General features: G+C 70.2%; 19 protein-coding genes and 2 tRNA genes. 10 read left to right on the forward strand and 11 right to left on the reverse strand.

Going from position 1 to position 22,557, the window contains the following annotated elements; genetic code table 11:
- Position 1 precedes the first annotated feature (1 nt).
- Positions 2-811 carry a maleate cis-trans isomerase family protein gene (locus tag ACTWJ8_RS16120; RefSeq protein ID WP_443264238.1) on the reverse strand — a complete coding sequence of 270 codons (810 nt, stop codon included), beginning with the start codon at positions 809-811 and terminating at the stop codon, positions 2-4.
- Positions 812-1,164: 353 nt separating this feature from the next.
- Here ACTWJ8_RS16120 and ACTWJ8_RS16125 point away from each other — a divergent pair, with 353 nt between their 5' ends.
- The 6 genes from ACTWJ8_RS16125 (at position 1,165) to ACTWJ8_RS16150 (ending at position 6,746) form a co-directional block, all read left to right on the forward strand.
- Positions 1,165-2,580, forward strand: coding sequence for an amidase (locus ACTWJ8_RS16125; protein ID WP_356376456.1), 1,416 nt, complete (start codon positions 1,165-1,167; stop codon positions 2,578-2,580).
- A 99-nt stretch (positions 2,581-2,679) separates the two neighbouring features.
- Positions 2,680-3,612 carry an ectoine/hydroxyectoine ABC transporter substrate-binding protein EhuB gene (ehuB, locus tag ACTWJ8_RS16130; RefSeq protein WP_356376453.1) on the forward strand — a complete coding sequence of 311 codons (933 nt, stop codon included), beginning with the start codon at positions 2,680-2,682 and terminating at the stop codon, positions 3,610-3,612.
- On the forward strand, positions 3,609-4,352 hold the full coding sequence (gene ehuC, locus ACTWJ8_RS16135; protein ID WP_356376450.1) for an ectoine/hydroxyectoine ABC transporter permease subunit EhuC: 744 nt from the start codon (positions 3,609-3,611) through the stop codon (positions 4,350-4,352). Before ehuB ends, ehuC begins: the two co-directional genes overlap by 4 nt.
- A complete protein-coding gene (ehuD, locus tag ACTWJ8_RS16140; RefSeq protein ID WP_356376447.1) occupies positions 4,349-4,996 on the forward strand; it encodes an ectoine/hydroxyectoine ABC transporter permease subunit EhuD in 648 nt (215 codons plus the stop codon). Before ehuC ends, ehuD begins: the two co-directional genes overlap by 4 nt.
- The gene (gene ehuA, locus ACTWJ8_RS16145) at positions 4,986-5,801 is read left to right on the forward strand and encodes an ectoine/hydroxyectoine ABC transporter ATP-binding protein EhuA (protein ID WP_356376444.1); all 816 of its coding nucleotides are present in this window, start codon (positions 4,986-4,988) and stop codon (positions 5,799-5,801) included. The genes ehuD and ehuA overlap by 11 nt, the downstream gene beginning before the upstream one ends.
- A gap of 174 nt (positions 5,802-5,975) precedes the next feature.
- Positions 5,976-6,746, forward strand: a complete 771-nt coding sequence (locus ACTWJ8_RS16150; RefSeq protein ID WP_443264240.1) for an IclR family transcriptional regulator — start codon at positions 5,976-5,978, stop codon at positions 6,744-6,746.
- A gap of 365 nt (positions 6,747-7,111) precedes the next feature.
- Here the strand turns inward: ACTWJ8_RS16150 and ACTWJ8_RS16155 are convergent.
- The 5 genes from ACTWJ8_RS16155 to ACTWJ8_RS16175 all read right to left on the reverse strand — a co-directional run bounded on the left by ACTWJ8_RS16155 (position 7,112) and on the right by ACTWJ8_RS16175 (position 12,213).
- Positions 7,112-7,188, reverse strand: a tRNA-Lys gene (locus ACTWJ8_RS16155).
- A gap of 63 nt (positions 7,189-7,251) precedes the next feature.
- Positions 7,252-8,919 (reverse strand): AMP-binding protein, encoded by a 1,668-nt coding sequence (locus ACTWJ8_RS16160; protein WP_443264242.1) that lies wholly within the window; start codon positions 8,917-8,919, stop codon positions 7,252-7,254.
- 105 nt (positions 8,920-9,024) lie between these two features.
- Complete coding sequence (locus ACTWJ8_RS16165; RefSeq protein WP_443264244.1) at positions 9,025-9,636, reverse strand: lytic polysaccharide monooxygenase auxiliary activity family 9 protein; 612 nt, start codon at positions 9,634-9,636, stop codon at positions 9,025-9,027.
- A 154-nt stretch (positions 9,637-9,790) separates the two neighbouring features.
- Positions 9,791-10,909, reverse strand: coding sequence for an SPFH domain-containing protein (locus tag ACTWJ8_RS16170; protein ID WP_443264246.1), 1,119 nt, complete (start codon positions 10,907-10,909; stop codon positions 9,791-9,793).
- 20 nt (positions 10,910-10,929) lie between these two features.
- Positions 10,930-12,213: a peptidoglycan-binding protein gene (locus ACTWJ8_RS16175; RefSeq protein WP_443264902.1), complete on the reverse strand. Its 1,284-nt coding sequence runs from the start codon at positions 12,211-12,213 to the stop codon at positions 10,930-10,932.
- Positions 12,214-12,447: 234 nt separating this feature from the next.
- Here ACTWJ8_RS16175 and ACTWJ8_RS16180 point away from each other — a divergent pair.
- The 3 genes from ACTWJ8_RS16180 to ACTWJ8_RS16190 all read left to right on the forward strand — a co-directional run bounded on the left by ACTWJ8_RS16180 (position 12,448) and on the right by ACTWJ8_RS16190 (position 17,036).
- Positions 12,448-12,521 (forward strand) — tRNA-Lys (locus ACTWJ8_RS16180).
- A 613-nt stretch (positions 12,522-13,134) separates the two neighbouring features.
- Complete coding sequence (locus tag ACTWJ8_RS16185) at positions 13,135-15,102, forward strand: glycosyltransferase family 2 protein (RefSeq protein ID WP_356376429.1); 1,968 nt, start codon at positions 13,135-13,137, stop codon at positions 15,100-15,102.
- Positions 15,099-17,036, forward strand: coding sequence for a kelch motif-containing protein (locus ACTWJ8_RS16190; protein ID WP_356376426.1), 1,938 nt, complete (start codon positions 15,099-15,101; stop codon positions 17,034-17,036). The genes ACTWJ8_RS16185 and ACTWJ8_RS16190 overlap by 4 nt, the downstream gene beginning before the upstream one ends.
- A 54-nt stretch (positions 17,037-17,090) precedes the next feature.
- On the opposite strand, the gene ACTWJ8_RS16195 is transcribed toward ACTWJ8_RS16190, so the two are convergent.
- The 3 genes from ACTWJ8_RS16195 to ACTWJ8_RS16205 form a co-directional block, all read right to left on the reverse strand.
- A complete protein-coding gene (locus tag ACTWJ8_RS16195; RefSeq protein ID WP_356376423.1) occupies positions 17,091-18,101 on the reverse strand; it encodes a glycoside hydrolase family 6 protein in 1,011 nt (336 codons plus the stop codon).
- A 280-nt stretch (positions 18,102-18,381) separates the two neighbouring features.
- On the reverse strand, positions 18,382-19,053 hold the full coding sequence (locus ACTWJ8_RS16200) for a class F sortase (RefSeq protein WP_443264248.1): 672 nt from the start codon (positions 19,051-19,053) through the stop codon (positions 18,382-18,384).
- Positions 19,054-19,060: 7 nt separating this feature from the next.
- Positions 19,061-19,645 carry a hypothetical protein gene (locus ACTWJ8_RS16205; protein WP_356376417.1) on the reverse strand — a complete coding sequence of 195 codons (585 nt, stop codon included), beginning with the start codon at positions 19,643-19,645 and terminating at the stop codon, positions 19,061-19,063.
- A 136-nt stretch (positions 19,646-19,781) separates the two neighbouring features.
- Between ACTWJ8_RS16205 and ACTWJ8_RS16210 the strand changes: the two genes are divergently transcribed.
- Positions 19,782-20,561, forward strand: a complete 780-nt coding sequence (locus ACTWJ8_RS16210; RefSeq protein ID WP_356376415.1) for an HAD-IIA family hydrolase — start codon at positions 19,782-19,784, stop codon at positions 20,559-20,561.
- A 27-nt stretch (positions 20,562-20,588) separates the two neighbouring features.
- On the opposite strand, the gene ACTWJ8_RS16215 is transcribed toward ACTWJ8_RS16210, so the two are convergent.
- Complete coding sequence (locus ACTWJ8_RS16215; RefSeq protein WP_443264249.1) at positions 20,589-21,650, reverse strand: 2-aminoethylphosphonate ABC transporter substrate-binding protein; 1,062 nt, start codon at positions 21,648-21,650, stop codon at positions 20,589-20,591.
- Positions 21,651-21,683: 33 nt separating this feature from the next.
- Positions 21,684-22,481 carry an ABC transporter permease gene (locus tag ACTWJ8_RS16220; protein ID WP_443264250.1) on the reverse strand — a complete coding sequence of 266 codons (798 nt, stop codon included), beginning with the start codon at positions 22,479-22,481 and terminating at the stop codon, positions 21,684-21,686.
- Positions 22,482-22,557 lie beyond the last annotated feature (76 nt).

Below are 22,557 nucleotides of genomic sequence, written 5' to 3' on the forward strand. Positions count from 1 at the left end.
CCTATGTCCACCCTTCCTGTTCCTTCGGCCGCTCCCGGGGAAGCTCCCCGGGCAGTTCCGGCGGGGGCCAGACCCGCGCCGCCGGATCGAGCAGCGCCTGGTAGGGCCCCACGGCACGGGTACCCAGTCGGGCGAGGGCTGCCCACATCGTGACTTGATTGGCCGAGATCACCGGAATCCGCAGCTCCGCCTCCAGCTGCGGGATGATGTCGTACGTGGGCAGGTTGGTGCAGCTGATGAAGAGCGCCTCGGCCCCGGCGCGGCTCGCCTCCCTGGCCATCTCCGCGACGTCCCGGTACGGCACCCGCCAGATGTGCCGGGTGAGCCCGAGGAAGGCCCGCCCGGTGACGGTGACGCCCGCCTCCGCCAGGTACTCCTCCAGCGATTCGGTGACCGACTGTGTGTAGGGGGTGACGAGCGCGATCCGGCGCGCGCCGAGTTCGGAGAGCGCCTGGAGCAGCGCCCCTGACGTGGTGACGGCCGGCAGCTCCCCGGCCCTGCGCATCGCCGCGCACAGCGCCCGCTCCCCCGCGACCCCGCCGACGAAGCTGCCGGAGGCGCAGGCGTAGGCGAGGACTTCGGGTTCGGTGGCGCCGAGCGCGCGCACCGCCTCGCCGAGCGTCTCGTGCTCGCTGACCAGGCGCGCCAGATCGAGGCCGACCTCGACGGGCACGAAGGGCGTGCGGGTGAGGTGGAGGGAGATGTGGTCGGGCACCCAGCGCCACAGTTCGCGGTCGAGAGCGAAGTCGAACGGGGCGACGACGCCCACGCCGCGCTGCGGTTCCGGTCCTCCCAGGAATGAGACGTCCATGAGCAGGCCCCAAGTTCAGCTGTCTGATCAATGCCGGTGTGGTGCTTGAGCCGGCGAACCGCCGGGACGTCGGGACAGCGACACAGCGCGAAACTAGGTGCAGGAACCTGGTGGAGTACCGCCAGTACCTCTGTTGTCGACGGTAGGTTCCGGTGCCTGCGGGGTCAATCCACACATGTCGGCAGGTCCCGCGATTCTTACCGCGTTCACGAAATGGCCGCCGGTTCCCGACGTGTCGAACCAGGGAAGCGGACCTTCGTTGCCGTCCGGTTTCCCCGCGATGTCCGTGCCCGACGAGGTGTTCCTGGGTAGGTCATCGGCGACGTGTCGCGATCTCTGCCGCTGGAGGGCGAATGACGGGCGAGCTCATCGGACTGACCGCGCAGGACCTCGTCGAGGGATATCGCAAGGGAGAGTTCAGCCCCGTCGACGCCACCCGTGCCGTGCTCGCGAGGATCGAGGAGACCGAGCCCGCGCTGAACGCGTTCGTGCGGGTCGACGCGGAGGGGGCGCTCGCGGCGGCGGAGGCGAGCGCCCGGCGGTGGCGCGCGGGCGATCCGGCGGGTCTGGTGGACGGGGTGCCGATATCCGTGAAGGACATCCTGTTGCAGCGGGGCGCGCCGACGCTGCGCGGCTCGCGCACCGTGTCCGAGCAGGGGCCCTGGGACGAGGACTCGCCTTCGGTGGCGCGGCTGCGGGAGCACGGCGCGGTCCTGGTCGGGAAGACGACGACGCCGGAGTTCGGCTGGAAGGGCGTCACGGACTCGCCGCTGTCGGGCGCGACCCGCAATCCGTACGACACCTCGCGCACGGCGGGCGGATCGAGCGGCGGCAGCGCGGCCGCGGTGGCGGCGGGCGCGGGGCCGCTGTCGCTCGGCACGGACGGCGGCGGTTCGGTGCGGATCCCGGCCGCGTTCTGCGGGGTCTTCGGGCTGAAGCCGACGTACGGGCGGGTGCCGCTGTACCCGGCGTCGCCGTTCGGGACGCTGTCGCACGTGGGGCCGCTGGCCAGGACGGCGGCGGACGCGGCGCTCCTGATGGACGTGATCTCGGGCCACGACCCGCGGGACTGGTCGGCTTCGGCGCCCCCGTCCGGCGGCTTCCAGGACGCGCTGCACGGCGGGGTGCGCGGGCTGCGGGTCGCGTACTCGCCGACGCTCGGCGGGCAGGTGGCGGTGCGGCCGGGCGTCGCCGCGGTGGTGCGCGCGGCGGTGACGCGGCTCGCGGAACTCGGCGCGTACGTGGAGGAGGTGGACCCCGACTTCACGGATCCGGTGGAGGCCTTCCACACCCTGTGGTTCAGCGGGGCGGCACGGGTGGTGCAGCATCTCCCGGCGTCCGCGCGGCAGTTGCTCGACCCGGGGCTCCGTGAGGTCTGTCAGCGGGGCGCCCGGTACAGCGCGCTCGACTATCTGGCGGCGGTCGACGCGCGGATGGACCTCGGCCGCCGGTTGGGCGTCTTCCACTCGACGTACGACCTGTTGGTGACGCCGACGGTGCCGATCACCGCGTTCGAGGCGGGCGTCGAGGTGCCGCGCGGCTCCGGCCTGCGGCGATGGACGGGCTGGACCCCGTTCACGTACCCGTTCAACCTGACACAGCAGCCGGCCGCCTCGGTGCCGGTGGGGCTCGACGGGGACGGTCTGCCGGTCGGTCTCCAGCTCGTGGCGGCGCGGCACAGGGACGATCTCGTCCTCAGGACCGCGCACGCGTTCTACGAGTCCGGGGTGGCGAACCACTCCCGCCCCAACACCGCTGGTATCGAATGAAGTTAGGACATGGCCGAATTACCGTGAATTCAGATCTCGGCTTCATCAAGGGCCGAAAACGACAGGCATACCTTTCGGGGCTTCGGGTAATGGCGCGCCATGGCTCCACCACTTGGTAACAATGAGGGATTCATCGCCAGACCAGTCCGCCGCCGCTCGCTGCTCTACGGTGCGGGAGCGGCGGCGCTGGGTGTTTTCGGCGCCGCGGCCTGTACCCGCGTGCCGGAGGAGGGGAAGGTCGAGGGCGGGGACCTGCTGGACCGACTGCGCGACGCCGGAGAGGTGAAGATCGGCGTCGCGGGTGAGGTCCCGTACGGATACATCGACGAGAACGGCGAGGTCACCGGAGAGGCACCGGCGATCGCCAAGGTGATTTTCCCGCGCCTCGGAGTGCCCAAGGTGAAGGCGGTGCCGACACAGTTCAGCGCGCTGATTCCGGGGCTCACCCAGGCCCAGCAGTTCGACGTGGTGTCGGCGGGCATGTACATCAATCCGGATCGCTGCGCCCAGGTGCTGTTCTCCGATCCCGACTACCTCATGCCCGACTCGTTCATCGTGCGCAAGGGAAACCCGCACGGCATCAAGACGTACAAGGAAATCGCGGACAAGAAGCTGAAGTTCGCGACGGGCACGGCCTACGCGGAGATCGAGTACGCCAAGGCCTACGGCATCAAGGACATGCTGATCCTGCCCGACCAGGTGGCGGGGCTCGACGCCGTCCGCCAGGGCCGGGTCGACGCCTTCGCCGGCACGGCCGTCACGGTCCGCACGGTGATCAAGGGCGCGAAGGGCGTCGAGGGCGTCCCGCCCTTCCAGCCCGTCGTCGACGGAAAGCCGGCCTACGGAGCAGGCGGATTCGCCTTCCGGAAGTCGGAGATGAACCTGCGCGACGCGTTCAACAAGGAGCTGCACAAGCTCAAGGACAGCGGTGAACTCCTGCGCATCATGGCGCCCTTCGGTTTCACGAAGAAGGAGATGACCGACCTCACGGTCGAGAAACTCTGTCCCCCCGCCAAGGGAGCCGCCTCATGATGTCCGCCAAGTTCTTCGAGAACTGGTTCCTGCCGGGCATCTGGATCACGCTCGAGGTCACCGTCCTCAGCGCGATCATCGCCTTCGTCATCGCGTTCATCATCGGCACTCTGCGCACGTCCAACACGTGGATCGTGCGGTTCCTCTCGGGTGCCTACTTCGAGATCTTCCGCAGCACGTCGTCGCTGGTCTTCATGTTCTGGATCGCGTTCACCGTGCCCCTGCTCTTCCAGATCAAGTTCCAGCCGATGTTCGCGGGCATCCTCGCGCTCAGCATCACCTACGGTGCCTACGGTTCGGAGATCGTGCGCGGCGCACTCGCCGCGGTGCCGCCCGCCCAGCGCGAGGCCGGCATCGCCCTCAACTTCACGCGCGCCCAGCGCCTGCGCCGCATCGAACTCCCGCAGGCCTGGCCCGAGATGATCCCGCCGTTCAACAACCTGCTGATCGAACTGCTCAAGGGCACCTCGCTGGTCTCCCTGATCGCGGTGGCCGACATGACGTTCGCGGGCAACCTCAAGCGGCTCGTCTCCGGTGACAGCGCGCCGGTCTACACGCTGCTGCTCGTCCTGTACTTCGTGTTCGCCTTCATCTTCACGCGCCTCATGCGTCTGCTGGAGCGGCGCGCCAAGAGCCGGATCGGCCAGGCGCCCGAGAAGGGCGGACTGCGCGTGTTCCTCGGCGGTATGCGCTCCAAGTCGACGATCGACCCCGTGACCGGTGCCGGAGGTGCCAAGTGAACTGGGACTGGTCCAATGTCGCGGACTTCATGCCGCAGTTCTGGGACGGCCTGCTCGTCACGCTCCAGGCGCTCGTCGGCGGCGTGATCATCGCCTTCGCCCTCGGCCTGGTGTGGGCGATCGCCCAGCGCTCGAAGGCGAAGTGGATCAGCTGGCCGGTGACGGCGCTCACCGAGTTCATCAGGAACACCCCGCTCCTGGTGCAGCTGTTCTTCCTCTTCTACGTCGTTCCGTCCTGGGGCATCTCGATGTCCCCGCTGGTCACCGGCATCGTCGGCCTCGGCCTGCACTACTCGACGTACACGTCGGAGGTCTACCGGGCCGGCATCGACGGTGTGCCCGTCGGCCAGTGGGAGGCGGCCACCGCGCTCAGCCTGCCCAAGGGCCGCACCTGGCGCGCGGTGATCCTGCCGCAGGCCGTGCGCCGCGTGATCCCCGCGCTCGGCAACTACGTGATCGTCATGCTGAAGGAGTCGCCGCAGATCATGGCGATCGGCGCGCTCGACATGCTCGGCGAGGCCCAGGGCTTCAGCCAGACCACCTTCACCTTCGAGGCCATCAGCGTCGTCGGTGTCGCCTTCATCGTCATCGCCTACCCGGCCTCTCTTCTTCTGCGAGTTTTGGAGCGTCGTCTTGTCCGCTGACAGCAGCACCTCCCAGGAAATCCCCAATCCCGCCGTCGACGGCAGCGAGCTCATCCGCTTCGACAAGGTCACCAAGCGGTTCGGCAGCAACACCGTCCTGGACGACCTGGACTTCTCCGTCGCGTCCGGCAAGCACGTCACGCTGATCGGCCCGTCCGGTTCCGGCAAGACGACGATCCTGCGGCTGCTCATGACCCTGATGAAGCCCGACGAGGGCACCATCAAGGTCGGCGGCGAGTACCTCACGCACGAGCAGAAGGACGGCAAGCTCGTCCCCGCGGGCGAGAAGCACATCCGGGAGATCCGCAAGAACATCGGCATGGTGTTCCAGCAGTTCAACCTGTTCCCGAACATGAACGTGCTGCGCAACATCACCGAGGCGCCGGTCAACGTGCTCGGTCTGTCCAAGGACGAGGCGGACGAGCGGGCCCGCGAGCTGCTCGACATGGTCGGGCTCGGCGACCGCTGCGAGGCGTACCCCTCGCAGCTCTCCGGCGGTCAGCAGCAGCGTGTCGCGATCGCGCGGGCGCTCGCGATGCGGCCGCAGGTGCTGCTGCTCGACGAGGTGACGTCGGCGCTCGACCCGGAGCTGGTGGCGGGCGTGCTCGACGTCCTCCGGGACATCGCGCACAGCACGGACATCACCATGCTCTGCGTGACGCACGAGATGAACTTCGCCCGCGACATCTCGGACCAGGTCCTGATGTTCGACTCGGGGCGGATCATCGAGTCCGGCTCGCCGGAGAAGATCTTCAGCGAGCCGGAGCACGAGCGCACGCAGGAGTTCCTCAGCGCCGTGCTGTGACCAGCCGGGCACCGGGTGGTGCATGACTTTGGCATATGCCACGGTGGCGCGTTCCTGTTGAGAGGCACGGGGCGCGCCACCAATCTCCCCAACCGCCGCCCCCGAAAGGGGTGTTGGCGGCTATCGTGGAATCGGCCCAGCTGTCCGGAACCGGTCCATGCAGGGGGAAGAACCGTGGCGCTGAAGCACGAGCACGGTGCGTCGCCGCACCAGCCGCACGAATCGGTGCAGCACGCGTTGCGCGTGCTCGAGACGGTCGCCCACCGGGGCGTGGGGGTGACCGACACGGAGCTGGGGCGGGTCACGGGACTGCCCGCCGAGCAGCTCACGGCCCTGCTGCGGATGCTGCGCCGCGAGGGGTACGTCCAGCAGACGTCGGACGGCGCGTACATCGGCGGCGCGACGCTGAGCAGGCTCGGCTCCGCGGAGGGCCGGGCGTCCGCGCTCACCGCGAAGCTCCAGCTCACGCTCGACCGGTTGCGGGACGACGTGGGGGCGGCGGTCTACATGAGCCGTTACGTCGACGGGGAGATCAAGGTCACCCAGATGGCGACGGGGCCCGAGACGCCGGCGGTCAACGAGTGGGTGGACTTCCGGGTCTCCGCGCACGCCTCCGCGATCGGCAAGAGCCTGCTCGGGCAGCTCGACATGAACGGGCGGCGGGACCATCTGTCGCGGCACAAGATGGCGCGGCTCACGTCCCGGACGATCACGAACGAGAAGGTGCTGCTCTCGCACCTCGCGGCGCAGCCGGCGACGGTTCCGGTGCTCGATCTTCAGGAGTACGCCGTCGGCACGGTGTGCGCCGCCGTTCCCATCACGGCGGGCGCGTCGGTCGGCTGCCTCGCGCTCTCCCTCCCGGTCGAGCACGCCCACCGCCTCCACGACGCGGCCGAAACGTTGAACAAGGAGGCGGCCCCCGTCCTCCTGTCCCTGACGATCTGACCGCGGCACCACCTTCACGCCTCGGGGCGCTGCCCCGGCCCCCGCGCCTCAATCGCCGGCGGGGCTCGATGTGCCCACCCGCCCGGACGTGTCAGCCTCAGCCGCCCCTACGCCTCGGGGCGCTGCCCCGGACCCCGCTGCTCAAGCGCCGCAGGGGCTGGTTTTCCCCCGGCACGACGAAGGCCCCCGCCGGTAGCGAGGGCCTTGCGTTCGGTGCGCCATCAGGGACTCGAACCCCGGACACGCGGATGCTGCATCCCCCGGGGGACAACCCCCGGACCCCCAGCCGCACCCCTCCGCGACGGGCACACCGCAGCCGCTCACACACGACCGAGGCCCTCCGCCGTAGCGAAGGGCCTCACGTCTGGTGCGCCATCAGGGACTCGAACCCCGGACACGCGGATTAAGAGTCCGCTGCTCTAACCAACTGAGCTAATGGCGCCGGTTGACGAGGTAAATACTACCTGGCCTCAGGGGGTGCTTTTGACCACCGGGGTCACAGGGGTCACGGAGGGGTGAGGAGGAAGGTGCGGTCGTGGGCGGCGTAGGTGGCGGTCAGGGTTTTGTGGTCGGTCTCGGTGAAGGGGCGGTAGGACGGTTCGCCGGGCGGCTGCCAGTAGAGGTCGCCGCCAGTCCAGAAGCCCTCGCGGCGCAGCTCGCCCCTGCGGACCTTGTTCGTCGCGGTCACCGGCATCCGGTCGACGACCCGGACGAACCGGGGCCGCATCTTCGTGCCCAGGTCCGGCTGGGCGAGCAGGAAGGCGTCGAGGCGGGCCGGGTCGAAGGCGACGCCTTCGCGGAGCGCGACCGTCGCCATGACCTGGTCACCGGCCACCGGGTCCGGCACCCCGTACACCGCGACCGCCACCGCGTCGTCCCAGCGCGCGAGGATGTTCTCGATCATGGCGGGGGCGAGGTTCTCGCTGTCGACGCGGATCTTGTCGTCGCCGCGCCCCGCGAAGTACAGGAACCCGTCCGCGTCCCGGTAGAAGTGGTCGCCGGTCCAGTACCAGCCGTTCTCCCGCACCCGCTCCGCGTACGCGACCTCGTTGCGCCAGTACCCCTCGAAGGGTGAGCGGCCCCGGTTGACCAGCTCTCCGATCGCGGAGGTGCCGTTGACGAGGCGGCCCGAGTCGTCGAAGCGGGCCGGCGGGCACTCCGCCTTCGTCTCCGGGTCGAGGACCACGAGGTCGCTGCCCGGCGCCGCACGCCCGATCGCCCCGACGGGGGTGTCGGCCGTCCGCTGCACCGCGGCCCCGCCCTCCGACGACCCGTACCCCTCGACGAGCCGCACCCCGAACCGCTCCTCGAACCGCGCCGCGTCCACCGCCCCCGCCTCGGTGCCGAACCCCATCCGCAGCGGATTGTCCCGGTCGTCCGGCCGCTCCTCCGTGGCCAGCAGGTACTGCACGGCCCGCCCCACGTACGTGAAGTACGTCGCCCCGAACCGCCGGACGTCCCCCAGGAACCCGGACGCCGAGAAGCGACGGCGCAGCGCCACCCCGGCGCCCGCCGCGACGGCCGGCGCCCAGTCCGCGATCACCGCGTTGCCGTGGAAGAGCGGCATGCAGACGTAGTGCACGTCGTCGGCGCGCACGCCGAAGCTGTCGACCAGGGACCGCCCGGCCGCCGCGAGCCGCCCCTGCGAGCAGAGCGCCGCCTTGGGCGCCCCCGTCGACCCGGACGTGAAGTAGAGGAGCATCCGGGTGCCGGGCCCGACCCGCCCCGCCACCTCCGGCTCGGCGCCCTCGTACGACGCGAGCAGCTCCCCGTACGCGTCCGTGTCGGTCACCAGGATGCGTACGCCCGGCAGGTCGAGGCCGTCGAGCAGCGGGAGGTGGGCCCGCTCGGTGACCAGGACGCGGCATTCGGTGTGGGTGATGTCGCGGGCGAGCTCGGCGCCGCGCCGGGTGGGGTTGAGCCCGGCGACGGCGGCCCCGGAGAGCGCGGCGGCGCCGAGCCACTGGGGGAACTCGGGGGTGTTGTCGAGGAGCAGTCCTACGTGCGGTTCCGCCGCGCGCGGCAGCAGCTCGCCGAGGAGTGCGGCGCGGGCCGCCGCCCCCGCCGTGACCTGGTGGTGGCTGAGGACCTGATCCTCGTACGCGAGTCCGGGCCTGTGGTCGCCCCACCGCTCCTGGATCAGCTCCGCGAAGGTGCGCGTCATGGATCCCATGGCCGCGCACCATAATTGACGTACCGTCAGATGTGGAGGGTGTCGACGGTCGCTCGTCCGGTGGACCCCGGCGCGTCGTGGGGTGGCGCGCCGGGGTTCACGGGCTCAGAACGTGACGTCCGAGCACGCGTAGAACGCGTTCGCCGTGTCCGCGACCGTCCACACCGCGAGGATCACGTGGTGGCCCGACTTCCCGGAGGGCAGCGTGCCGGAGTGCGAGAGCGTCGCGGGCGGCTGGCCGCTGAACGGGACGGTGAGGAACGGTGTGGTGTTCAGGGCCGACCGGGTGAGCGGCTTGCTCTGGTCCCAGCCGTCCTTGGTGATGTAGTAGCGGAAGTCCGTGGTGGAGTGCCGCGCGGTGAACTGCCAGCGGAACGTGTAGCTCTGACCGCCCGTCACCTTGGTCGTCGGCCAGGCATTGCCGTTGGGCTGCTTGGGCTGGTCGAGCGCGCTGAAGTTGCCGTGCCCGGCGGAACAGATCTTGCCGTCCGCGGGCCCCGCCGCCGGGAAGCCCTTGGGGCCCTCGACGCTCTGCGGCTCCCACTGGATGTCGCCGCAGCCGCTGACGCCGCCGTTGGCGCACAGCTTCTGCCTGCTGACGGGCAGGTCGGTGTAGCCGTGCCCGCTCGCGCCGCCCGCGGAGAGCGCGAACGCCCCCGCGGTCGTCAGTCCGAGCAGGGCCGCGTACGCCTTCGTACGCTTCGAGGTCTTTCGCATGCTGCCGCTCCTGGGGGGTGTCGGGAGTGCCGGAAGCCGTGCGCACAGCGATGGTTCAGGTCTAGACCAACGCACAATGTAGAGCGGCCCGTTGGGCATGTCCAGACCAATCGCGATTCCCGGCGGGAGCCCTTCCGCCCACCCCCCCTGGGCGTCAGTCCCCCTTGCCCGTGTAGAACGCCACCGTCAGGTCCTTCACGAGCAACTTCCGCTCGTAGTCGTCGAGATCGACGAGACCGCGGGCCGTCAGCCGGGTCACCGTGTCCTCCACCGAGTCCACGACCGACGTGAGCAGCGAGTCGCGGTGCCGCGCGTCCAGGGCCGCGATCCGTCGGCGCCGCATCGCCGCGGCCACCTCCGGCTCGTACTCGATCCGCGTGGGCTGCGCCGAGAAGACCTCGACGCCGACCGCCGCGGCGTCCTCCGCGAGACGCCTGGTGAGCAGGTCGCCGATGGCCTCCGCGTTGCGCAGCACCGGCGCGTCCCGGTCGCCGACCTCGGCGGGCAGCCGGGAGAGCACCCGCGCGAGCCCCGTCTCCACGCACTCGCGCAGATACGTCTCGTGGTCGTCGGTGCCGTGCGTCGCGCGCGCCGTGTCCTTGATCCGCCACGAGACGAGCACGACGACGCGCAGCGCCTCGCCATTGGTGTCGACCGCCGGCATCGGCTCGCTGCGCCAGTGCCGCAGGCGCAGGTCGATCCGGCGGCGCAGGAGCAGCGGGTTCAGCCACAGCAGCCCCGTCCTGCGCACGGTCCCCCGGTACCGGCCGAAGCGCGTGAGCACCCAGGCCCCGCCGGTGCGCCCGCGCGCGAGCCCGCCGACGCCGAACAGGGCCAGCGCGCAGGAACCGGCGAGCGCCGCCCACTGCGCGGGGCCGAAGCCCGCGCCCGCGGCGACGTCGAGGCCCGCGAGCTCCGTCATGATCCGGGGCAGCTCCCCCGCCCAGCCGAGCGAGGCGGCGGCGCCCGCCGCGCCCGCGGCCCCGCCGAGCACCCCGAACGCGCCGGGCAGCGCACGTGCCCGCCGCTCCTCGATGCCGGGTTCGGCGGTCGGCGCGGGGCGCGGCGGGGTGACGGTGGCGGTCGCCGGGAGCGGTCGCCGCGGGGACTTCCCGGCACCGCGCTCGACCTGCGCCTTGGTGACGACCGCGGGCCGCAGCGGCACGGCCACCGGGTCCGGGTCGTCACGGAAGAGGAGGTGGACCGGGATCTCGGTGGTGGACTCGGTGCGGATGAGCCGCGCGGCGCGCGCCCCTCCGTCGGTTTCGCTCATGGAACCCTCCGCGTTGCGCATCATGAGAACAGCCGCCGCCAGGTCTCGGGGCCGGGGTAGCCGTCGGCGGCCTTGCCGCGCCAGCCCTGGGCGCGCTGGAAGGCCTCGACGTTGCGCCGGTCCGCCTCGGACCAGCGGGGACCCGGGCCCTTCGTGTAGAACTTGCCGAATCCTTTCTTCACCAGCTGCCTGCCCAGCCGGGTGACATCGGCGTTCTCGGCGCCGGGGCGGAACTTCGCCTTGCCGGGGAAGGCGGGCGCGGTCCCGGTGCGCTCGGCTCCGCCGCTGCCGCCCGCCGGGATGTCCCTGCCCTGCCCCTTCGTCAGGTACGACCAGGTCGTGGGGCCCGGGATGCCGTCCGCGTCCTTGCCGCTCCAGCCCTGCGCACGCTGGAACGCGCTGGTCGCCCTGCGGTCGGCGTCGCTCCAGCGCGGGCCGGGGCCCACCTTGTAGTAGCGCTTGCCGCCCCGCTCGACGAGCATCTTGCCGAGCCGGGTGACGTACGCGTTGTTCTTGCCCGGGCCGAAGTACTTGGCGCCCGGGAACGCCGACGAGGTCCCGCTCGATCCGGCGCTGCCGCCCGTGACGCCCTTGTAGCGGTACGCGACGTAGCTGCTGGAGTGGCTCCAGTACGCGTACGGGGTGGTCTGCACCCGCGTGCCGGGCCGCGTCTGCTCGTACGCGATGTACTGCGTACGGGAGGAGTTCGCCCAGCCGCCGAAGATCGTGACGTGCGAGCCCTTCTGCGGGTCGGACGGGTTGTGGAAGAGCAGGATGTCGCCCGGCTGGAGCTGCGCCTTCGTGATCCGGGTGCCGTACTGGGCGAGGCTGCCGGTCCACTCGTTGCCGGGCAGGCCCCAGGCCATGGAGACGAAGCCGGAGCAGTCCTGGCGGTAGCCGTCCTTCCAGTACTTGTCCATGTTGTACGGGACCTTGGCCGACACCCAGGTCTGGGCGCGGTCCATGATCGCGGCGCGGGAGGTCTTGCGGAGGGACGTGGGCTGGGCGATGTAGAGGGGGCCCGCGGCCGGGGCCGGGGCGCCGTGCAGGGGGCCGGTGCCGCCCTGCGGGGTGTCGCCGCCGGGGGCCGGGGTGGCCGGTCTGACCTCGTGGTGCTCGGTGGCGCCCGCCGGGGTGACCTGGAGTCCGCCGACGACGGTGCCGGCCGCGGCGGCGAGGGCCAGGGCGTGGCGGGCGCCGACCTTGGTGCGCGGCGGGTGCGGTACGGCGCGCCGCCACTCGGCGCAGCCGGCGCAGTCGCAGTCCTCGGCGGGGTCGACGTCCTCGAAGACCGGGGCGCGCAGGGGCTCCGCCGTGTCCTCGTGATCCATGCGCTCCATGCGATTCCCCTCACACTCCGGTGCCGGACTTTGGAATAACGAGCCTCGATTTCGCACGCTCGAAGCGTCTCAACTGTCCCGACAAATCGCATGTTGACGGTCTGAATGATGGAAATCGCCAGAAATTACCCTCACCCTCGGCGTGTCGAGTGGTCAGGAGCACCCCGGAGGGTCGGGTAAAGTTATGCACGTCGACAGGCGCCATTAGCTCAGTTGGTTAGAGCAGCGGACTCTTAATCCGCGTGTCCGGGGTTCGAGTCCCTGATGGCGCACCCGAAGACAAAGGGCCCTCCGCTTCCACGGAGGGCCCTTTTCGCGCGCCTCCCTTCCGGTCGCCCCCCACACCCCCGCGAGGGAGCCGGGGCCGAGCCCCACCACCCCCCTTCGGCGAGAGTCGGCAAATCAAGCCCCTGCGGCGATTGAGCAGCGGGGGCCGGGGCGGAGCCCCGAGGCGTAGATCCGTGGGGGCCGGCTCTCCCGGTGCGGATGGGTAAAACAAGCGCCCGCGGCGATGGGGCAGCGGGGAACCGTGGCCGGTGAAACGGTGGGGGCAGAACCGGTAAAGGGCATGTTTCGGGCTTGCGATCATGAACCGGGGCACAGCACTCTGTCATTCCCAAGATGCTTGCGGTACAGGGCAGTTGAATGGGCTCCGTGACACTCCGGGCCCAACCACCGGTTGCCGATCGCGCGGGGAGGGGGCCCCGCCCATGAACCGATGTCGAGGGGGGCATCATGCAACCGGAAGGCCGCCCAACCAGTCTTACTCCGGTAAGGGTGGGACGGTGGCCCGCCAGTGATACGTCCGGGGGCACGGTCGAGGGGAGCCCGTTCCCCGGGCGCAGGACCGACGACCACGCGGTGACGCGTGCGGGGGGATGACTCATGACGTCGACGCCGACGGGCGCCCGACCGGAATTCGACCCGTCCGAGACGACCCAGCTGCGCGTGCCACCGCACCGCACGGGCGGTTTCCGGCGCATCAGAAAATCGCTGCCGCGCTACGACTACGAGCACTACAGCCGCCTCGCCGGGCCCCTGACCCAGCCCGACCCGGACAAGCCGTACAAGGTGCGCTACCGCTCGCTGCTCTCACAGGAGCCGCACAGGATCCGGGCCGCGCTGATGCTGGGCGCGGCCCCGCTGCTCTCCCTCGTCCTGCTGTTCTGGCTGATGCAGCCCGAGCACTGGACCGAACGGGACTACCCGGCCTACGACTTCCTGCCGGCCCTCGACATCGTGATGCTGGTGGCGATCGGCCTCATCGAGTTCTTCCGCTGCATGAACGTGCTGTCGAACGCGCACGCGACCCTGGTCGCCCGTGACCCCGTCCCCGTCGTCCCGGAGACCGGCACGCGCGTCGCGTTCCTCACCTCGTTCGTGCCCGGCAAGGAACCGCTCGAGATGGTCACGAAGACCCTGGAGGCCGCGGTCAAGCTGCGCCACCGGGGCCTGCTGCACGTCTGGCTGCTCGACGAGGGCGACGACCCGGCGGTCAAGGAGGTCTGCGCCCGCCTCGGCGTGCACCACTTCTCCCGCAAGGGCGTCGCGAAGTGGAACCAGCCGAAGGGCCCGCACCGCGCCAAGACGAAGCACGGCAACTACAACGCCTGGCTCGACGCGCACGGCGACGACTACGACTACTTCGCCTCGGTCGACACCGACCACGTGCCGCTGCCGAACTACCTGGAGCGGATGCTCGGCTTCTTCCGCGACCCCGACGTCGGCTTCGTGATCGGCCCTCAGGTCTACGGCAACTACGACAACTTCATCACCAAGGCCGCCGAGTCCCAGCAGTTCCTCTTCCACGCGCTGATCCAGCGCGCGGGGAACCGCTACGGCGCCCCCATGTTCGTCGGCACGTCGAACGCCGTGCGCATCAAGGCCCTCAAGCAGATCGGCGGCCTGTACGACTCCATCACGGAGGACATGGCGACCGGCTTCGAGATCCACCGGCACCGCAACCCCGCCACCGGAAAGAAGTGGCGTTCCGTATACACGCCGGACGTGCTCGCGGTCGGCGAGGGCCCGAGCGCCTGGACGGACTTCTTCACCCAGCAGATGCGCTGGTCGCGCGGCACGTACGAGACGATCCTCAAGCAGTACTGGAAGGGCTTCTTCACGCTCCCGCCGAGCAAGCTCTTCAACTACACGATGATGATCATCTTCTACCCGATGGCCGCGATGAACTGGATCCTGGCGGCGCTGAGTTGTGCGCTGTTCCTGGGCCTCGGCGCCTCCGGCGTGAACATCGACCCGACGATCTGGCTGATGCTGTACGGCAACGCGTCGGCGCTCCAGATCGGCCTCTACGTGTGGAACCGCCGGCACAACGTCTCGCCGCACGAGCCGGAGGGCTCCGGCGGCGTGGCCGGCATGGTGATGTCCGCGCTCTCGGCCCCGCTGTACGCGAAGGCGCTGTTCGACGCCGTGCTGCGCCGCAAGAGCAAGTTCGTGGTGACCCCCAAGGGCGACTCGGCCAGCCCCGACCGCTGGTTCGGGACGTTCCGCTACCACTGGTACTTCATCCTGGTCTTCGCCGCGTCGATCGCCGCCGGCTTCGTCTTCGGCCACTCCCACCCCGCGATGATCACCTGGGCCTCCTTCGCCCTGCTGATCACCGCCGCCCCGATGTTCGCCTGGCGCTACATGATCCGCCAGGAGAAGAAGAAGCCGAAGACGTCGGGTTCCGCGCGGCACGAGCCGCCGGAGCAGCAGGCGCCGCCCGCGCGGACGCACACCGCGCCGCAGCAGAAGCCGAGTTGGGCGGCCCAGCCGCACGACGGGGGTGCGCGGGTGGACTGGGGCAACGAACAGACCACGCAGATTTCCCTGGGGGGACGTAACAAGTGAAAGACGGTGCGAGCCGCCGCCGTGCCCGGCGCATAGTCATCGGCACGGTGGTGGTCCTGGCGCTGGCCGGGATGAACGGACCCTGGCTGTACCGCTTCGGATCGGCCAAGTACCACGAGTACAAGATCAACAGACCGGAGTACAAGGCCGAGAACGGGCACTGGGACGTCATCGAGTTCCCCCAGGACATGCGCCTGAACACGATTCACGCGGCGCTGCTCCACACCGGGAAGATCCTGCTCGTCGCCGGGTCCGGGAACAACCAGAAGAACTTCGACGCGAAGAAGTTCGACACCCGGCTCTACGACCCGGTGAAGAAGACCATCAAGAAGATCCCGACGCCGAGCGACCTGTTCTGCACGGGCCACACCCAGCTGGCGAACGGGAATCTGCTGATCGCGGGCGGCACCAAGCGCTACGAGAAGCTGAAGGGCGACGTCACCAAGGCGGGCGGCCTGATGATCGTGCACAACGAGGACCCGGACGCCCCCAAGACCATCAAGGCGGGCACGGTCTTCACCGGCAAGGAGAACGGGAAGTCGTTCGTCGCCAAGGACAACATCACGATCGAGCGCGCCAAGAAGGTCTTCGACAAGGCGACCGGCAAGTTCCTGCGCAACGACCCGGGACTCGGCCGCGTGTACGTCGAGGCGCAGCGCTCCGGCGCCAAGTACGAGACGGGCACCCAGGACAACTACCGGGTGCAGGGTCTGACCGGCCAGGACGCCCGCAATGTGTACGGCATCGCGCAGAAGCTCGCCCTGGACAAGAAGGACTTCCAGGGGATCAAGGACTCCTACGAGTTCGACCCGGTCGCCGAGAAGTACATCAAGGTCGACCCGATGAACGAGGCGCGCTGGTACCCGACGCTGACCACGCTCTCCGACGGCAAGGTCCTCTCCGTGTCGGGCCTCGACGAGATCGGCCAGCTCGTCCCGGGCAAGAACGAGGTGTACGACCCGAAGACGAAGAAGTGGACGTACCTGAAGGACATCCGCCAGTTCCCGACGTACCCGGCGCTGTTCCAGATGGAGAACGGGAAGATCTTCTACTCGGGCGCCAACGCGGGCTACGGCCCGGACAACGTCGGCCGTAAGCCCGGCATCTGGGATCTGCGGACCAACAAGTTCCAGAAGATACCCGGGCTCTCCGACGCCAATATGATGGAGACCGCCAACACGGTCGAGCTGCCGCCCGCGCAGGACCAGAAGTACATGGTGATCGGCGGCGGTGGCGTCGGCGAGTCCAAGCTGTCCAGCGAGAAGACCCGGATCGTCGACCTGAAGGACGCCGGCCCGAAGTTCGTCGACGGCCCGAAGCTCGACAAGGGGACGCGGTACCCGCAGGCCTCGATCCTGCCCGACGACTCGATCCTGGTCTCCGGCGGCTCGGAGGACTACCGCGGGCGCGGCGACTCCAACATCCTGGAGGCCCGCCTCTACGACACGAAGAAGAACACGTTCAAGCGGGTCGCCGACCCGCACGTGGGCCGCAACTACCACTCGGGCTCGCTGCTCCTGCCGGACGGCCGCGTGCTGTTCTTCGGCTCGGACTCGCTCTACGCCGACAAGGCCAACACCAAGCCCGGCACGTTCGAGCAGCGCATCGAGATGTACACGCCGCCGTATCTGTACCGGGACTCGCGGCCGACCCTGGAGGGCGGCCAGCGGACCGTCGCGCGGGGCGGCTCGGCGACGTACAAGACCGATCACGCGTCGTCGATCAAGACAGCGCGGCTGATCAGGCCGAGCGCGTCGACGCACGTCACGGACGTCGACCAGACGTCCATCGAGCTGGGTCTGAAGAAGTCGGCGGACTCGGTGACGGTGACCGTGCCGAAGAACCGGTCGCTTGTGGAGTCGGGCTGGTACATGCTGTTCGTCACCGACGACCAGGGGACGCCCAGCAAGGCGCAGTGGGTGCACGTGCCGTAGCCGCGACCTGGGCGCGGCCGAGAGGGCGGGAGGCGAACCTCCCGCCCTCGACGGCTATTTGGCCTCCGCCAGCTTCAGGGCGTACTCGCCCCACCACTCGCCCGCCTTCGGGCCGCCCTTGCAGGTGCCGTCGGACTCGCCGGGGCGCTTCACCCACAGGTACGCCTTGACCAGCGGGTCGCCGGTCTTCGTCGTCGGGTTCTCGCCGAGGGCGCGGCCCGGCGGATTGCACCAGCGCTCGTCGGCGGCGCCGCCTGTGTACGGGCCGTTGCCGTTGCGGCTGGTGTCGACCACGAACGGCTTGTTGCCGACCTTCGCCGACAGCTCCTTGCCGTACTTCACCGATTCCTCGGTGGTGTAGAAGTTCGACACGTTGACCGAGAAGCCGTCGGCCTGGTCGATGCCCGACCACTTCAGCGGCTCGAAGATCTGGTCCGGCTTGCCCCAGCCCGCGTTGCCCGCGTCGAGGTACACCGTGGTGTCCTTCAGCGACTTGAGCTTCGCGATGGCGCCCTTGAGCAGGTCGTAGCGCTCCTCGTGGAACTGCTCGGGCGTGCAGTTGTCCACCATGTGCTGCACCGCGTCGGGCTCCAGGATCACCGTCGCGGGGCGGTCCCCGATGCCGGCCGCGACCTGGTCGATGAACTGCCGGTACGCGTTGCCGTCGGCGGCGCCGCCCTGCGAGTAGTTCCCGCAGTCGCGGTGCGGAATGTTGTAGACGACGAGCAGCGCGTCCCTGTTCGCCTTCTGGGCGGCCTCGGTGAAGCCGCGCGCCTGCTCCTCCGCGTTCTCCGGCAACAGCCATTCGCCGCTGGGCTGTTCGGCTATCTTGCGGACCTTCTCGGCCTCGGCGTCCTTGCCGTCCTCGGCGAGCGCCGCCACGGCCTTCGCCGCCTTGCTGTCGGGGTTGACCCAGAACGGGTCGGCGCCCTTGGGCTGCTGACGCACCGGGGAGGCCGCGCCCTCCCCTTCCTTGTCCCCACCGCCGGAAGAGCACGACGAACATGTCGCCACGAGCAGCGCCGCCCCCACGACGACCGCTCCAGCCCTCGATTTCCGGTACATCCACTCCCCCTTGGGTGCACTGTCTGGCCCTCAATCGTGGCATACGCCCCGCTCGTGCCACGAGCGCCCGCGGCGCTTGTCAAGGACCTGTTACAGCGCACCGTGCCGTTCTAGAGTCGGGACGAACGGCCCCAGCCCTCGGCCTTCCGACCGGATCGACCATCGCGCCTCCCGCGCAGGGGCCGGGCCCTCCCGCAGCCGCGGCCCGCGTGGTCGAGGAGCCGGTCCGGCCGGCGGCCCCGGGGGGAGCAGGCTGCCGGCCGGGCCCGGCGCCTGAGGCTCAACCAGCGGTGCCGGCCGCCCCGTTGAGGCCCGACAGGTACGCGGAGACGACGACGTTCGCGGTGTACGTGCCGGAGGCCCGGTCGAAGCGGCCGCCGCAGGTGATGAGGCGGAGCTCGGCGCGGTCCGACTGGTGCGGCCCGTACGCCTTGGCCGCGTCGAAGTTCTCCCGGGAGAACACCCGTACGTCGTCGACGGTGAACTCGGCGACGGAGCCGTCGGCCCGCGTCACCCGCACCGTGTCGCCGGGCTTCGCCTCGCTGAGGTGGTAGAAGACGGCCGGCCTCGTGTCGGTGTCGACGTGCCCCACGAACAGGGCGGTGCCGCGCTCCCCCGGCTCGGCCCCCGCGCCGTACCAGCCGACGACTCCGGCGCGCGCGTACGGCGGCGGGTCGACGGCGCCGCCCGCGTCGAGGCCGCGCGGCACGACGGGGGCCCTGACCTTCAGCGCGGCGATGTCGACGCGCTGCGGGGCGGCGCCCGCGTCGGGGTGGTGGGCGGCCGGCAGGTCGACGTCGGCGGGGCGGCCGACGGCGGCGGCGTCCCCGGTCGTCGGCGAGGACAGGTTCAGGTCGGTCGCGCCGCGGCCCCACAGCCACAGGCCGAGCAGCAGCACCACCCAGGCCACTCCGGTGAGGAGCCGCCCGGCGCCCTGCGACCGGTCACCCATGGCGCGCTCAGTGCCTCGTCGGCGAACCCGGTGCCCTGCGGCGGCGCACGCTGCGGACGGCCACGGCGACGGCGGCGACCGCTGCGAGGCCGAGGCCGATGAGCGCGTGCCGGGTGCCGGGGCCCTCGCTGGGGGCGGCGGCCGGGTTGCCCTGGACGGCAAGGGCCTGCTGCTGCGGGGCGGTGCCGCCGCCACCCGCGTGCACGAGGGCGGTCGGGGACGGCGTGGCCGGGGTGTCCGCCTCGACCACGTGGAGCGTGCCGGTGACCTTGCCCTCGACGCCGTCGCAGGTCACGGTCACCGGGTAGGCGCCGGGTGCGGTGGAGGACGTGACGCGGGCCTCGGCGAACAGGGTGGGCTCGTCGGCGGAGGGCGCGAGCCGGGCGTCGGAGGCGAAGGCGGTGGAGCGAGCGGTGCCGGTGGTGCCGTCGCAGCCGGTCACCCGCAGATCGACGTCGGTGCCCGCGGGCGCCGACCGGGGTGTGGCGGCGATCGAGCCGCCGTCGTCGTCGGCCGCGAAAGAGCCGGTGGCGGGTGCTGTGACCAGGGCGGCCGCCCCGGCGACACTGACAGCAAGCAGTCCTGCACGCATCGTGAACCTCCTCTAAGGCAGGGTCGCGCCTGTGGCCGCGTTCCGCATCCCGAGAGGCTCCGGTGGCAGGTCACACCTGGCGGGGCAGGTGAATACGATGGCAGTCAGTCGATCCTGAGCCGAGGAGTCCGCACACATGGCAGAGCCCAAGCCCATCGCATCGTGGCTGACCGACATGGACGGGGTCCTCATGCACGAGGGGGTGCCGATCCCGGGCGCGGACGCGTTCATCAAGAAGCTGCGGGACTCCGGCAAGCCGTTCCTCGTCCTCACGAACAATTCCATCTACACGGCCCGTGACCTGCACGCCCGCCTCAACCGCATCGGTCTCGAGGTCCCTGTCGAGAACATCTGGACGTCCGCGCTCGCGACGGCCCGGTTCGTGAGCAGCCAGCGGCCGAACGGGACGGCGTACGTGATCGGCGAGGCCGGTCTGACGACGGCGCTGCACGAGGCCGGGTACATCCTGAGCGACTCGGACCCCGACTTCGTGATCCTGGGCGAGACCCGTACGTACTCGTTCGAGGCGCTCACGAAGGCGATCCGGCTGATCAACGGCGGGGCCCGGTTCATCGCCACCAACCCCGACAACACGGGCCCGTCCACGGAGGGCGTGCTGCCGGCGACGGGTTCGGTGGCGGCGCTGATCACCAAGGCGACCGGCAAGGACCCGTACTTCGTCGGCAAGCCCAATCCGCTGATGATGCGGACGGGGCTGAACGCGATCGGGGCGCACTCGGAGTCGAGCGCCATGATCGGCGACCGGATGGACACCGACGTGCTCGCGGGCCTGGAGGCCGGCATGACGACGTATCTCGTCCTGACGGGGCTCACGAGCACGTCCGACATCGACCGCTTCCCGTTCCGGCCGACCAAGGTGGTCGACTCGATCGCGGACCTCGTCGACCTGGTCTGACGCCGGTGCCGTGCGGCGGCCGGGGGCTCAGCTGCCGGTCGCCGTCTTCCAGTCGTCGACGTACGTCTGGAGGTTCTCGGCGACGTCGTCCCAGTCCGGCTCGAAGATCTCCACGCCGTCCATGACCTTGGCGAGGGCGACGGCGTCCGCGTCGGTGGCCTTGACGTCGGTGCGCGGGGAGAAGCCGCCGCCGACGGAGCTGACCTCGCGCTGCTGCTTCTCGGCGAGCATGAAGTCCAGGAGCTTCTTGCCGTTGGCGGTGTGCGGGGCGTTCTTCACGAGGCCGCCCGCGTACGGCAGGGCGAACGAGGTCGGCTTCCCCGAGCCCTTCTTCGGGAACCAGATGCCGAGGTTGGGCATGTCCTTGGCCTGCGCGTAGTTCATCTGCACATCGCCGTTGGCGACGAGGAGTTCGCCCTTGTCGACCTTGGGGGCGAGCTTTCCCGTGGAGGCGGACGGGCCGACGTTGTTGGCCTGGAGCTTCTTCAGGTAGGCCATGGCCTGCTCCTTGCCGCCGAAGTCGTGGATGGCCTTCACGAGGAGCGCGGTGCCGTCGCCCGCGACGCCGGGCGTGGAGTACTGGAGCTTGTTCTTGTACTGGGCGTCGAGGAGCTGCTCCCACGTGGTGGGCGGCGTCTTCAGCTCCTTCTTGTTGTGGATGAAGCCGAAGTAGTTGTTGACGACGGCCGTCCAGGTGCCGTTCGCCGCCTTGTCGGCGCCGTCGACCCGGTCGGAGCCCTTGGGCGCGTACTTCGCCAACAGGCCCTTCTCGTCGGCCTGCTGGATGAACGGCGGGAGGGTGACGAGGACGTCGGCCTGCGTGTTGACCTTCTCGCGGACGGCGCGCTGCACCATCTCGCCGGAGCCGCCCTCCACGTACTCGACCTTGATGCCGGTCTTCTTGGTGAAGTCCTTGAAGACCTTGTCGTACCAGCCGTCGCCGTTCTCGCCCTTGAGGCCGTCGGCGCTGTAGACGGTGACGGTCTTCTCGTCGGCCGCGGCGGTGCCGCCGCCGCAGCCGGTCAGGGTCGCGGCGAGGGCGAGGCTGCCGGTGACGGCGGCGACGGTGGTGAGCGTGTGCTTGCGCATGGCGTGATGAACTCCCGTAGCAGGGTGGCTGTTTCAGCGGTACGAGGCCTTGGTGCGGATCCGCGAGAAGGCCAGGAGGACGAGCAGGGTGGCGGCCATCAGGACGACCGCGATCGCGGAGCCGGTGAACAGGGAGCCGCGGTCGGTCGTGGCGTAGATCTGCACGGGCAGCGGCATCCAGTCCGGCGGGTAGAGCATCATCGTGGCGCTCAACTCGCCCATGGACAGGGCGAAGCAGAGGCCGGCGGCGGCGTTCAGGGCGGGAAGCAGCAGCGGCAGCTTCACCTTCCACAGGACGTACGCGGGCCGGGCGCCGAGGGAGGCCGCGGCCTGCTCGTAGGCCGGGTCGAGGCGCTGGAGCGCGGCGGACACCGACTGGTACGCGAAGGCGGTGACCAGGATCGTATGGGCGATGATCACGATCCAGCGGGTGCCGTTGAGCAGCATCGGGGGCCGGCTGAACGCGACGAGGACGGCGAGCCCCACGACCACGGACGGCACGGCGACCGGCAGCACGAACAGCGCGTCGAGGAGGCGCCGTCCGCGCTTGCGCAGCGTGGCGGCGGCGAGCGCGGCCCACCCGCCGACGACGAGCGCGAGGACGCTCGCGGCGACGGCCGTGACCAGGCTGGTGGTCAGGGCGCTCAGCGAACTGCCGCTGGTGGCCGCCTCGTAGTGGCCGGCGGTGAACCCGGAGGGCAGCGCCCCCGACCAGTTCGTGGCGAAGGACGCGGCGAGCACGACGAGAAGCGGCAGAGCGAACAAGGGAAGGAACAGCACGAAGAAGACCACCCAGGCGACCCAGCGGCCGGTCTTGCTATGGACGAGCACGAGGATTCGCCTCCTGATGGAGAGCGCGCACGAGGGGCGCGGAGCGGTGTCGATCGGCTGCCGCCGCGCGAGGCGC

The organism is Streptomyces sp. SDT5-1, assembly GCF_052245995.1.
Taxonomy (GTDB): domain Bacteria; phylum Actinomycetota; class Actinomycetes; order Streptomycetales; family Streptomycetaceae; genus Streptomyces.

Excerpts from the sequence above, each read along its gene's own strand:
- ehuC (WP_356376450.1), top strand. The coding sequence starts at position 3,609 with ATGATGTCCGCCAAGTTCTTCGAGAACTGGTTCCTGCCGGGCATCTGG.
- ACTWJ8_RS16160 (WP_443264242.1), bottom strand. The coding sequence starts at position 8,919 with ATGGGATCCATGACGCGCACCTTCGCGGAGCTGATCCAGGAGCGGTGG.
- ACTWJ8_RS16200 (WP_443264248.1), bottom strand. The coding sequence starts at position 19,053 with ATGGGTGACCGGTCGCAGGGCGCCGGGCGGCTCCTCACCGGAGTGGCC.
- ACTWJ8_RS16165 (WP_443264244.1), bottom strand. The coding sequence starts at position 9,636 with ATGCGAAAGACCTCGAAGCGTACGAAGGCGTACGCGGCCCTGCTCGGA.
- ACTWJ8_RS16210 (WP_356376415.1), top strand. The coding sequence starts at position 19,782 with ATGGCAGAGCCCAAGCCCATCGCATCGTGGCTGACCGACATGGACGGG.
- ACTWJ8_RS16205 (WP_356376417.1), bottom strand. The coding sequence starts at position 19,645 with ATGCGTGCAGGACTGCTTGCTGTCAGTGTCGCCGGGGCGGCCGCCCTG.
- ACTWJ8_RS16215 (WP_443264249.1), bottom strand. The coding sequence starts at position 21,650 with ATGCGCAAGCACACGCTCACCACCGTCGCCGCCGTCACCGGCAGCCTC.
- ACTWJ8_RS16170 (WP_443264246.1), bottom strand. The coding sequence starts at position 10,909 with ATGAGCGAAACCGACGGAGGGGCGCGCGCCGCGCGGCTCATCCGCACC.
- ACTWJ8_RS16195 (WP_356376423.1), bottom strand. The coding sequence starts at position 18,101 with ATGTACCGGAAATCGAGGGCTGGAGCGGTCGTCGTGGGGGCGGCGCTG.
- ehuB (WP_356376453.1), top strand. The coding sequence starts at position 2,680 with ATGGCTCCACCACTTGGTAACAATGAGGGATTCATCGCCAGACCAGTC.
- ACTWJ8_RS16125 (WP_356376456.1), top strand. The coding sequence starts at position 1,165 with ATGACGGGCGAGCTCATCGGACTGACCGCGCAGGACCTCGTCGAGGGA.
- ACTWJ8_RS16120 (WP_443264238.1), bottom strand. The coding sequence starts at position 811 with ATGGACGTCTCATTCCTGGGAGGACCGGAACCGCAGCGCGGCGTGGGC.
- ACTWJ8_RS16185 (WP_356376429.1), top strand. The coding sequence starts at position 13,135 with ATGACGTCGACGCCGACGGGCGCCCGACCGGAATTCGACCCGTCCGAG.